Source organism: Actinomycetospora sp. TBRC 11914 (assembly GCF_012933465.1).
GTDB lineage: Bacteria > Actinomycetota > Actinomycetes > Mycobacteriales > Pseudonocardiaceae > Actinomycetospora.
Genome location: NZ_JABBND010000004.1, coordinates 263,269 through 275,123, shown reverse-complemented (window position 1 = coordinate 275,123; position 11,855 = coordinate 263,269). Strand labels below are relative to the sequence as shown.

At 77.1% G+C, this 11,855-nt stretch carries 8 protein-coding genes; 7 read left to right on the top strand and 1 reads right to left on the bottom strand.

Going from position 1 to position 11,855, the window contains the following annotated elements:
- Positions 1-195: 195 nt before the first annotated feature.
- On the bottom strand, positions 196-1,671 hold the full coding sequence (locus HH311_RS10855; protein ID WP_169183680.1) for a CCA tRNA nucleotidyltransferase: 1,476 nt from the start codon (positions 1,669-1,671) through the stop codon (positions 196-198).
- Positions 1,672-1,798: 127 nt separating this feature from the next.
- Here HH311_RS10855 and HH311_RS10850 point away from each other — a divergent pair, with 127 nt between their 5' ends.
- The 7 genes from HH311_RS10850 to trxB all read left to right on the top strand — a co-directional run bounded on the left by HH311_RS10850 (position 1,799) and on the right by trxB (position 11,779).
- A complete protein-coding gene (locus tag HH311_RS10850; protein WP_169183634.1) occupies positions 1,799-2,284 on the top strand; it encodes an NUDIX hydrolase in 486 nt (161 codons plus the stop codon).
- Positions 2,281-4,656, top strand: a complete 2,376-nt coding sequence (locus tag HH311_RS10845) for a hypothetical protein (RefSeq protein WP_169183633.1) — start codon at positions 2,281-2,283, stop codon at positions 4,654-4,656. Before HH311_RS10850 ends, HH311_RS10845 begins: the two co-directional genes overlap by 4 nt.
- A gap of 485 nt (positions 4,657-5,141) precedes the next feature.
- On the top strand, positions 5,142-7,064 hold the full coding sequence (gene murJ, locus HH311_RS10840) for a murein biosynthesis integral membrane protein MurJ (RefSeq protein WP_169183632.1): 1,923 nt from the start codon (positions 5,142-5,144) through the stop codon (positions 7,062-7,064).
- A gap of 167 nt (positions 7,065-7,231) precedes the next feature.
- Positions 7,232-9,184: a protein kinase family protein gene (locus HH311_RS10835; protein WP_169183631.1), complete on the top strand. Its 1,953-nt coding sequence runs from the start codon at positions 7,232-7,234 to the stop codon at positions 9,182-9,184.
- 60 nt (positions 9,185-9,244) lie between these two features.
- On the top strand, positions 9,245-9,862 hold the full coding sequence (sigM, locus tag HH311_RS10830; protein ID WP_169183630.1) for an RNA polymerase sigma factor SigM: 618 nt from the start codon (positions 9,245-9,247) through the stop codon (positions 9,860-9,862).
- Complete coding sequence (locus tag HH311_RS10825; protein WP_169183629.1) at positions 9,859-10,698, top strand: hypothetical protein; 840 nt, start codon at positions 9,859-9,861, stop codon at positions 10,696-10,698. The genes sigM and HH311_RS10825 overlap by 4 nt, the downstream gene beginning before the upstream one ends.
- Before the next feature lie 58 nt (positions 10,699-10,756).
- Positions 10,757-11,779 (top strand): thioredoxin-disulfide reductase, encoded by a 1,023-nt coding sequence (trxB, locus tag HH311_RS10820; RefSeq protein WP_169183628.1) that lies wholly within the window; start codon positions 10,757-10,759, stop codon positions 11,777-11,779.
- Positions 11,780-11,855: the final 76 nt, after the last annotated feature.

Here is an 11,855-nt window from a genome sequence, read left to right as displayed (position 1 = left end):
GGCCGCCGGACCTGCGCCCCGTGCTCGTGATCACCGCAGGTCGGAGCCGCCCCCGACGAGGGGCACGTCACGCCGACTCCGGGGCCCCGGTGCTCCTGACCAGCCCGTGGGCCCGGGCGCCCCATGTCAGGACGGCTCCATCCTGACGTCAGGTGTCAGCATCCCCTCGACGCCGATCGGGGACCACCGCTGGTCTCACTCCGCCGGCAGGATCCCCTCGGCCCGCGCCCACGCCAGGAGCTCCGCCTCGGCCTCGTCGCGGTCCAGCGGGCCGCGCTCGAGCCGGACGTCCTTGAGGTGGCGCCACGCCCGCCCGACGACGGGTCCGGGCTCGACCCCGAGCAGTTCCATGATCGCGTTGCCGTCGAGGTCGGGGCGCACCCGCGCGAGGTCCTCCTGTTCGGAAATCCTCGCGATCCTGTTCTCGAGGTCGTCGTAGGTCCGCTGCAGCGCCGCCGCCCGGCGCTTGTTGCGGGTCGTGGAGTCCGAGCGGACGAGCTTGTGCAGCCGGTCGAGCAGCGGGCCCGCGTCGGTGACGTAGCGGCGCACGGCCGAGTCGGTCCACTCGCCCTTGCCGTAGCCGTGGAAGCGCAGGTGCAGGAACACCAGCTGCGAGACGTCGTCGACCAGCTGCTTCGGGTAGCGCAGCTCGCGCAGCCGCTTGCGGGCCATCTTCGCCCCGACCACCTCGTGGTGGTGGAAGCTCACGCGGTTGCCGGGCTCCACCTTGCGGGTGGCCGGCTTGCCGATGTCGTGCAGCAGCGCGGCGAGGCGCAGCGTCAGGTCGGGGCCGTCGGTCTCGCGGTCGATGGCCTGCTCCATGACCGTGAGCGAGTGCTCGTAGACGTCCTTGTGCTGGGCGTGCTCGTCGATCTCGAGGCGCATCGCGGGCACCTCGGGCAGCACGACGTCGGCCAGCCCGGTGTCGACCATGAGCTCGATGCCCCGGCGGGGGTGCGCGCCGAGCAGCAGCTTGGTCAGCTCGGCCTGCACGCGCTCGGGGGTGATGCGGGCGAGCTCGCCCGCCATCGCGGTCATGGCGTCGCGGACCCGGGGGGCCACGTCGAAGCCGAGCTGGGAGACGAACCGGGCGGCGCGCAGCAGCCGCAGCGGGTCGTCGCCGAAGGAGCGCTCCGGCTCCACCGGGGTGTCGAGCACCCCGCGGGCCAGCGCGGCCAGCCCGCCGCAGGGGTCGACGAAGGTGCGGTCGGGCAGCGACACCGCCATGGCGTTGGCGGTGAAGTCGCGCCGCACCAGGTCGCCCTCGACGGTGTCGCCGAACGCGACCACCGGGTTGCGGGAGACCCCGTCGTAGGTGTCGGCGCGGAACGTCGTGACCTCGAGGGTCACCCCGTGGCGGGCGAGGCCGACGGTGCCGAACTCGATCCCGGTCTCCCAAATGGCCTCGGCCCAGCCCGACACGATCTTCTTGATCTCCGGCGGACGGGCGTCGGTGGTGAAGTCCAGGTCCGCGGAGAGCCGGCCGAGCAGGGCGTCCCGCACGCTGCCGCCCACGAGGTAGAGCCGGTGCCCGGCCTCGGCGAAGCGGCGCCCGAGCTCGTCGGCGACGGGGGAGTACCGCAGGAGCTCCACGACCGCAGTCTGACCGGCGTCGGGGGTCCCGCGCTGGCCATTCCCGGGCGTGGCGGGCGCCGACGACGACGTCGGCAGGGCGGTCTGGGCGGCTCCGGGCACGGCGGGACAGCCTAACCCGGGCACGGCGGACACCCGCCCCACCGCCCCGCCCACCACCGCGTGACACCCCCCGTGCACCGGGCGTGCGCCGTACGATCGCGGAATGCCCCCGTCGTCCCGTCGCTCCGCCGACCGCCGTCGGCGTGGCCCGCGGCGGCGGATGCGCACGGTCGACGAGTACTCCGCGGGAGGGCTCGTCGTCGACGCCGCGCACGGGTGCGCCGCGCTGATCGGGCGCCTCGACCGGCGCGGGCGGCTCCTGTGGTCGTTGCCCAAGGGCCACATCGAGGAGGGCGAGACCGCGGAGCAGGCGGCGGTGCGGGAGGTCGAGGAGGAGACCGGCATCATCGCGACCGTGCAGGCCCCGCTCGGCAGCATCAACTACTGGTTCGTGGCCGAGGACCGGCGCGTCCACAAGACGGTGCAGCACTTCCTGCTCTCGGCGGTCGGCGGGGAGCTCTCCGACGCCGACGTCGAGGTCACCGAGGTCGCGTGGGTCCCGCTCGCCGAGCTGTCGTCCCGGCTGGCCTACGCCGACGAACGGCGACTGGTGCGGCTGGCCGCGGAGATCCTGGAGGAGTCCGCGTGACCCCGCGGGGACCCGCGGCGTCCGGCCGGGTCCTCGCTCGGAGCCGGGCCACCGCCCTCGCCGCGGTGGCGGTGCTCGTCGGTCTCGCGGCGGCCCTGCTCGGGCTGCCCGGCACGGCGACCGCCCAGACGGCGTCGACCGGCGTGACCCTGTCCCTCGACACCGCGAACCCCCGGGTCGTGACCTCGGACGGTCCGCCGGAGCTGCTGGTCACGGGCCACGTCGCGAACCACGGCACGGTGCCGGTCCGCGACGTCGGGGTGCGGGTCCAGCGGGGCGCCGCGGTCGCCACCGACGGCGACGTCGGCCAGGCGCTCGACGGCTCGGTGTCCCCGGACTCCTCGGGCGGCACGGCCGCGCCCGGCTTCACGCCCGTCGCCGGGACCCTCGACCCCGGCACGGACGTGCCGTTCACCGTCCGGGTGCCGCTGCGCGGACCCGCCGACTCGTCGCTCGCCCTCACGACGCCGGGCGTCTACCCGCTCGTCGTCGACGTGAACGGGACGCCGGGCACCGCGGCCGCGCCGGCCCGCCTCACCGCGAGCCGGCTGCTGCTGCCGGTCACCGGGGTGCCGGGCGGCCCGCCCGGCTCCGCGGCCCCCGTGCCGGCCGCGGGCCGGGTCCCGGCGGTGTCGGTGCTGTGGCCCCTCGCCGACCGCCCGCGGCGCCTCCCGGTCGCGCCCGGCGCCCCGGCCCTGCTGGCCGACGACAGCCTCGCCACGTCCTTCGCCCCCGGCGGTCGCCTCGCCGGGCTCGTCGACGCCCTCGACCGCGCCGCCCCGATCGGCAGCCCGGCCGCCGCGTCGGTGTGCCTGGCGGTCGACGCCGACCTGCTCGAGACGGCCGCCGACATGAGCGGCGGCTACCAGGTGCACACCGCGACCGGTGACCACCCGGGCGCGGGCGCCCAGGCGGCGGGCGCCTGGCTCGCCTCGGTGCGCGACGCGGCCCGCGGGCGCTGCGTGCTCGCCCTGCCCTACGCCGACGCCGACCTGCTCGCCACGTCCCGCGGGAACATGAGCGACCTCACGACGGCGGCCCGGACCCTCGGCGAGCAGCGGACCGCGGCCCTGCTCGGCGTCGCGCCGGTGCCAGGCGCCACCGTGCCCGCCGGCGGGCTGGTCGACGAGCGCAGCCTCGCCGACCTCGCCGGCGGCGGCGCCCGGTCCCTCGTCGTCGACGGCGCCACGCTCGCGGGCGGGGTACCGGCGGGCGCCGTCGGGCGTTTCGCCGGCGAGGGCGGCACGGCCCCGCTCGCGGTGGCCACCGACCCGCTCGCCGGGCAGGCCCTGGCCCCGCGGCCGACGGCCTCGGACGGCTCGACCAGCCCGGCGGGCACCGCCGGCGGGCTCGCGACGCAGGACGCCCTCGGCGTCGTGACCCTGCGGGCCCTGGCCGCCGGCCCCCCGACGACGACCGTGCTGGCCCCGCCGGTCGACTGGGCCGCCTCCCAGCCCGAGGCCGAGGCCCTGCTGGCGGGGATCTCCGACCTCGCCGGGCGGGGCCTGGTCAGCCCGGTGGACGCCGGGACCCTCCTCGCGACGGGGGCGGCCCGCGGCACGACGCTGCCCCAGGTGGCGCTGGGGTCCGGGGACCGGTCGGCCGCCTCGGACCAGAGCCCGGCCCTCCTGGACCAGATCCGCGGGGTCCGGGACGAGCAGCGCGACCTGCTCGCGGCCAGCCGCCAGGACCACACCGGCGCGCCGACCCCGGCCGAGTTCGTCGAGCCGCTCACCGGCGCGCTGCTGCGCAGCCTCTCGGCGGCCGGGCGCGGCGACCCGGCGCTGCAGCGGGCCGCCGCCGACGACGTCGCCGCTCAGATGCGCACTCTCCGGGGGATGGTGCACGTCGTCCAGCCCGCGGGCAGCTACTCGCTGGGCTCGAGCGAGGCGCCGCTCCTGCTCACCGTGGAGAACCAGCTGCCCGTGGCGGTCGACGTCACCGTCGCCCTCGAGCCGACGCCGGGGGTGCGCGTGTCACCCGTCCCGGTGCGCCGCGTGCCCGCGTTCGGCAGCGTGCAGTTCCAGGTCGCCCTCGACGTGGGCCGGTCGGGCCAGTTCACCGTGGACGCCACGGCGCGCACGCCCGGGGGCGACACGCTCGGCCCGACGAGTCGTCTGCTGCTGCGATCGACCGCCTACGGCACCATCACCGTGTGGTTGACCGCGTCCGCAGCCGTCGTGCTGGTGAGCCTGGCGAGCCTGCGGGTGGCGCGCCGGGTTCGCCGGGCACGGCAGGACCGGCGGTCCCGACCCAGGCCGCGCCACGCGACCGGCCCGATCCCGACGGTCGACCGGGACGGCCCGACGACCGGCCGGGAGGACGGGGGCTCGTCGACGGGCGGCCCGGACCGCGAGCTGCAGAACCGATGACGGCGCGCCCCGGTCACGGCGCGCCCCGGGAGGTGCGCCCGGACGAGGCCGACCGTCCCGATCCGCGGTCCCGCGAGCCCGAGGAGCGGGTCGAGCCCGCGCCGCACCCGGTCGTCCCGCCGCCGCCCCCGCCGGCCGACGGCATCGTGCCACCCCCGCCCGCGCCCGAGGCGCCGGTGACCCGCGCGCCCGGCCCCGGCCGCCCGCCCGGTCCCCCCGGACCGCCCGGACCGCCGCCCGCCGGCGCCCGCCCCGGACCCCCGCCGCCCGGGGGCCCGCCCCAGCCAGGACCGGCCCAGCCAGGACCGGCCCAGCCAGGACCGGCCCAGCCGGGCCCGCCCCGGCGGGAGCCGCCGATGGGCGGCGCCGCGCCCGGACCACCTCCGCACCCGCCACCTCTCCCGCCGCCCGGGCCGCACGGCGCCGCGCCCCGCGGTCCCGGTGCGCCGCCCGGACCGGCCGTCGACCCGCGGGCACCCGGGCCGGTGCCCGGGCCGCACCGGGGCGCGCCCCCGGCGGACCCGACGCGTCCCCTGGCCGCCTCGGCCGCCGACGCGCTCACCGCGCCCGCCCGCGCGGTACCCGGCACCCCCGATCCCGGCACCGACGCGACCACCGAGACCGACCTCGTCCCCGCCCGGGTCGAGGAGGCCACCGCCCGGATGACCGCCCTGGCCGGGCGCAGCGGCACCGACCGCTCGGCGCCGCTGGCGTCGTGGACCGTCGGGAACTCCACCGACGAGACCGTCCTGCTCCCGCGGCCCCCGCTCGAGCAGGACGCCCCCGCGGTCCCCGCACCGCGCACCCCGAGCGACGACCGGAACGACTCGTCGCTGGTCAAGGCCTCCAGCGGGATGGCGGTCGCGACGCTCGTCAGCCGCCTGACCGGGTTCCTCCGCACCCTCGCCCTGGCCGCGACGATCGGGCTGGGGCTGGTCGGCAGCTCGTTCAACATCGCGAACACGCTGCCCAACATCATCTTCGAGCTGCTGCTCGGCGGCGTGCTCACCAGCGTCGTGATCCCGGTGCTGGTGCGCGCGGCCAAGGAGGACGGCGACGACGGCGACGGGTTCGCCCAGAAGCTCCTCACCGGCGCCGCGGTGGTGCTCTTCGTCGCCACCGTGCTCGCGGTGGTGGCCTCACCCCTGCTCGTGCAGCCCTACATCGAGAACGAGGCCAACCGGCCCCTGGCCACCGACTTCGCCTACCTGCTGCTGCCCCAGATCTTCTTCTACGGCCTGGGGGCGCTCTTCGGCGCGATCCTCAACGCGCGGGCGGTGTTCGGGCCCGCCGCGTGGGCGCCGGTGCTCAACAACGTCGTCGTGCTCGTCTCGCTCGTCGTCTACTGGCTGCTGCCCGCCCCCACCGACGGCAGCCCGATCAGCACCACGCAGCTCCTGGTGGTGGGCGTCGGCAGCACCCTCGGGATCGTGCTGCAGGCCGCGGTGATGCTGCCGGCGATGCGGCGCACCGGGTTCCGCTGGCGCTGGCGGTGGGGCTGGGACCCGCGGCTCTCGTCGTTCGGCGGGCTCGCCGCCTGGGTCATCGGCTACGTCGTGGTGAGCCAGATCGGCCTCACCGTGATCCTGCGGGTGGCCTTCTCCGCGAGCGACGGCGGCCCGTCGATCTACTCGAACTCCTGGCTGCTCATCCAGGTGCCCTACGGCGTGCTCGGGGTCTCGCTGCTGACCGCGCTCATGCCCCGGATGAGCGCCGCGGCCGCCAATGGCCGGCTCGACCAGGTGGTCGAGGACCTCTCGCTCGGCTCGCGGCTCTCGACGGTCACGCTGCTGCCGGTCAGCGTCATCCTCACCGTGTTCGGCTCGCAGCTCGGCGTCGCGATGTTCTCGGTGGGCCGCGCGGGCGGGGCCTCGGCGGAGGCGCTCGGCGCCGCGCTGGCGTCCTCGGCGTTCGGGCTGCTGCCGATGGCGGTGGTCATGCTGCAGCTGCGGGTCTTCTACGCGATGGCCGACGCCCGCACGCCCACGCTCATCATGGTGATCATGACGGCGGTCAAGGTGCCGCTGGCCTACCTGTGCCCCGTCCTGCTCGCGCCCGACCAGGTGGTGCTCGGCCTGGCGGCCGTGAACGCGTTCGGCTTCGTCGTCGGCCTCGTCGTGGGCGACATCTGGCTGCGCCACCGGATCGGGCGCCTCGATACGAAACGGGTCCTGCGCACCGTGCTGCTCACCGGCATCGCCTCGGTGGCCGCCGTGCTGACGGCCGTCGTCGTCGTGACCCTGCTCGAACGCCTGCTGGGCGGCGCCGGCGCGGTCGCCAAGGCGTGGGTCACGATCGGCGTCGGCGGGATCGTCTCGCTCGTCGTCGTCGCCGTCGCGATGCGGCTGCTCAAGGTCCCGGAGCTCGACCCGGTGGTGTCCCGGCTGCGCCGGCTCGTCGCGCGGTGATCGACACGGCGCGGACGCCGGGGTTGCGCCGCCGTGACGGGTGTCGCCGCCCGCCGCCGGGTCCACGACGGGCGGCGCGGTGTCCCGTAGGCTCGCCCCCGAACGGGGCGCGCGGCCCGAGGGACCGGTCCGCGCGGGGGGTGTGGCGAGCGCGCCGGAGGTGAGGGGTGGACGACGCGATGGCCGGCCGCCGCGCGCCCGGAGCACCGCGAGGCGCCGTCGCCGAGTCGTCCGGCCCCGTCGAGAGCCGCACCGACCACGCGGACGACGACGTCGAGGCCACGGCCGCCGTCGACGCCGAGGACCCCCTCGTGGACCCGGCGGACGGCCCGGAGGAACCCGGCGCCGACCACGACGCCCCGCCCGCCGAGGACGCGCCGACCACCGCGGTGCCGCCCGTCGAGGGCGGCGCCGACACGGGCTCGGGATCCCGCATCGACGGCCCGACCACCTTCCTGCCCGGAGGGACACGCCGCGGCGGCACCGGGTCGCGCTCGCCGCGTCGCGGGGAACGCGACGGGGGCGGACGCCGGCCGGCGGCGCCCTGGGGCCCGCGGGCGCCCGCCTCGGGGCCGATCGCCGTCGGGCGCGACGGCGCGATCGTGCCGGGCACCGTCATCGTCGACCGCTACCGGCTCGTCGCCGAGGTCGGGCGCGACCGGTCCGCCGACGCCGTGCTCTGGAAAGCGCGGGACACCACCCTCGAGCGCGACGTCGCGATCACGCTGCTCGTCGGCGGCTGGCAGGCCGACGTCCGGGCCGCGCAGGCGCTCTCCCGCGCCACCCGCTCGGCACACTTCTCCCACCGCCACGCCGCCCGGGTGCTCGACGTCGTGCAGCCCGGGTCGTCGCGGCTGCCCGCCGGCGTGCTGGGCGCCGCGGTCGCCGAGTGGACCCCCGGCCGCGACCTCGCCGAGCTCGTGGCCGGCGGCCCCCTGAGCCCGAGCGCGGCGCTGCGGGTCGTGGAGCCGCTCGCCCAGGCCGTCGCGGACGCGCACCGCGCGGGCCTCGTGCTCGGCATCGACCACCCGCAGCGGGTCCGGGTGACGGCCCGGGCCAACGCCCGGCTCGCCTTCCCGATGCCGCGCGGGGACGCCGAGGTCGACGACGACGTCCGCGGGCTCGGCGCCACCCTCTACCTGCTGCTGACCGGACGCTGGCCCTCCACCGACGGGACCACCCCCGCCGGGCTCAAGGCGGCCGCCCGGACGGCGTCCGGCGCTCCCGTGCCGATCCGCGACCTGCGGCCCGGCCTCCCGGTCGGGCTCGCGGCTCTCGTCGACCGGACCCTCGACGCCACCGGCGGGATCCGCACCGCCGCAGCGGTGCACGGGCTGGTGCGCCAGCTGCGCGAGGGCGCCGAGGACGACGGCGTGCTGCTCCCGCTCACCGAGGACGGCGTCCAGTTCGAGGACGAGCCCGGCACCGTCTGGCACCCGGACGACGACGAGACCCCCGAGCAGCACGACGCCGCGACCCGCCGCAAGCTGCGGATCGGGGTGACCCTGCTGGTGGTGGCCGTCCTCGCGATCGTCGCGTTCGTGGCGTTCCAGGCGGTGTCGCTGGTCGGGGGCGGCCCCTCGTCGGGGCCGCCGCTGGTCATCCCCACCTCCGCCGCGCCGGCGCCCGCCTCCGGGCAGGCCGCGGCGCCCGCCGCGCCCGCGGTCCCGGCCGCCCCCACCGGTCCCGTGCAGCTCGCGAGCATCGCGGTGTACGACCCGTCGGGCGACCCGGACAACCCCGGTCGGGTGGGGCGGGCCGCGGACAACGACCCGTCGTCGAGCTGGTCCACCTCCGACTACGACCAGCAGTTCCCCGCGCTCAAGCCGGGGATCGGGCTGATGACCACGTTCCGGGCGCCCTCGAAGGTGTCCCAGGTGGTCGTGCGCTCGCCGAGTCCCGGCACGACGATCGAGATCCGGTCGGCCGCGGCCCCCGACGTCCCGCTGGCCCAGACCCAGGTGGTGGGCACCGGGACGGTGTCGGGGGACACCACGACGATCCCGGTCCAGCTCGCCGCCCCGACGAGCAACCTGCTCGTGTGGATCACCGCGCTCGGCCAGTCGGACGACCAGTACCAGAGCCAGATCGCCGAGGTCACGGTGATCGGCGGGAGCTGAGCGGGCGGGTTTCCCCGAACCGCACCCCGCCGCGGGGGGCCGCGTCTAGCGTCCGCTCCCGTGGCCGACCCACGCTCCGACCAGGAGCTCATGGCCGCCCACGTGGCGGGCGACCCCCGCGCGTTCGACGAGATCGTCCGGCGCCACACCGACCGGCTGTGGGCCTTCGCGGTCCGCACGCTCGGGGACTCCCACGAGGCCTCGGACGCCCTCCAGGAGGCGTTGTTGTCCGCCTTCCGCGCCGCGGACCGCTGGCGCGGCGAGGCCTCGGTGTCCACCTGGCTGCACCGGATCGTCTACCACGCCTGCCTCGACCGGGTGCGCCACCGCCGGACCCACCGGGCCGACCCCCTCGACGACGGCACCGACGTGCCGGTGCCCCGCGACGCGATGGCCGACCGGATGACCGTCCTGGCCGTCGACGAGGCCCTGGCCCGGCTGCCCGAGGCCCAGCGCGCGGCGGTCGTGCTCGTGGACATGGAGGGCCTGTCGATCGCGGAGGCCGCGGCCGCCCTGGGGGTGCGGGAGGGCACGGTGAAGAGCCGCGCGGCCCGGGGTCGCTACCGGCTCGCGGTGCTCCTCGGGCACCTGCGCCCCGGCGGGGGGAACGACGGGGGCCTCGCGGGCGTCGAAGCCCCGGGAGGCGACGTGTCGAGCCCCGCGGGAGGTGAGCGATGAGCCGGGACGAGTCGCACGACGACGCCGAGCGGGCGGCGGAGCAGGCCGAGGACGCCGTCCTGCGCCACGCCGAGGGTCAGCCGCCGCGGGCCGGGGAGGAGCAGCTCTTCGCGGCGCTGGACCGCACCCGCGCCGACCTCGCGGCGGCGCCGGTGCCTCCGGTGCCCCCCGGGTTCGCCGCCCGCCTGCAGGAGCGGCTCGCGGCCGAACGGGCCGCCGCGCCGTCCGGAGGGGATCCCGACGACGCCGATCACGTCGACGACGGGCGCGCGTCGGGGCGGCCGCCGGCGCCGTCCCGGCCGCCGTCCCAGCTGCCGTCCAGTCCGCCGTCCCGGTCGTCGTCCCGGCCGCCGTCCAGTCCGCCGTCCCCGGGGCCGGCCGGGCGCGGCCCCCGCGGCCCGCTCCGCCGCCGCACCCTGGCCGCCGCGCTCGGGGCCCTCGCCGTCGTGGCGGCCGTCGTGGTGGGCGTCCTGGCCGGGACCACCCCGGCACCGCCGACGGCACCGACCGCCGCGCCGCCCGTGCCCGGGCCGCCGGCGCCCGGGCCCGCGCCGGTGTCGGCCGCGGACCCCGTGCGGGCGCTGCGGGCCGGGCTGGGCGCCGCCGACCCGGGACCGCTCGGCGATCCGGCCCGCCGGGCCGCCTGCCTCGTCGCGCACGGGCTGCCCGCCGGCACCGTCCCCCTCGGGACCAGGCAGGTCCTGCTCGACGGCCGGCCCGGCACGCTGCTGGTGCTCACCACCGGGAGGGCCGCGCGCTTCCGGCTGCTCGTCGTCGGCCCGGGCTGCACCGCCGACCGCCCGGACACGCTCGCCGACCTGACGGTGGGCGGGTGAGTGAGGCGGGCGACGCCTCGTGGGGAATCCTGGACCCGTGGCGGACGTTGCAGCGGACGTGAGTGAGCAGACCATCCACGACGTGATCATCGTGGGTTCCGGACCTGCCGGGTACACCGCGGCGACCTACTCGGCACGGGCACAGCTCGACGTCGTGGTCTTCGAGGGCAGCCAGTTCGGCGGGGCGCTCATGACCACGACCGAGGTCGAGAACTACCCCGGGTTCGCCGAGGGCATCCAGGGTCCCGAGCTGATGGACCAGATGCGGCGCCAGGCCGAGCGCTTCGGCGCGCAGCTGCGCCCCGAGGACGTCGACTCCCTGGACCTCACCGGCGACGTGAAGAGCGTGACAGTCGGCGGCGAGACCCACCACGCCCGGTCGGTGATCCTGGCCATGGGCGCGGCACCGCGCTACCTGGACGTCCCCGGCGAGGAGCGGCTCCTCGGGCACGGCGTGAGCGCCTGTGCGACCTGTGACGGCTTCTTCTTCCGCGACCACGACATCGTCGTGGTGGGCGGCGGCGACTCCGCCATGGAGGAGGCCACGTTCCTGACGCGCTTCGCCCGATCGGTCACGATCGTGCACCGCCGCGACGAGTTCCGGGCATCCGGGATCATGCTGGAGCGCGCGCGGAACGACGAGAAGATCACGTTCCGGACGAACGCCGTGGTCACCGAGGTCCTCGGGGAGAACGCGGTGTCGGGCGTGCGCGTGCGCGACGTCGTCACCGGCGAGGAGGACACCCTGGAGGTCACCGGGATGTTCGTCGCCATCGGCCACGACCCCCGCTCGACGCTCGTCGCCGGGCAGGTCGACACCGACGACGAGGGCTACGTGCGGGTCGACACGCCGAGCACGTACACGAATCTCCCAGGCGTCTTCGCCTGTGGCGACCTCATCGACAAGACCTACCAGCAGGCGGTCACGGCCGCCGGCAGCGGCTGCACGGCGTCCATCGACGCCGAGCGCTGGCTCGCCGAGCTCCAGGCGCACAGCCCCGGCTCGGCGGCCCCCGAGACGTCACCGAAGCCGACCGTGGACTCCGAGGTCACCCCGGAGCTCGACGCCGTCGCCGGCTGACCGCGCCGGGCCGCCCGTCCGAAGGCCCGAGCCCGACACCGAACCACCCGACCGAGCATCCCGCTCGACAGGAAGA

Bases quoted from the DNA above. Each gene is read 5' to 3' on its own strand.
- HH311_RS10850 (WP_169183634.1), top strand. From the start codon at position 1,799: ATGCCCCCGTCGTCCCGTCGCTCCGCCGACCGCCGTCGGCGTGGCCCG.
- HH311_RS10825 (WP_169183629.1), top strand. From the start codon at position 9,859: ATGAGCCGGGACGAGTCGCACGACGACGCCGAGCGGGCGGCGGAGCAG.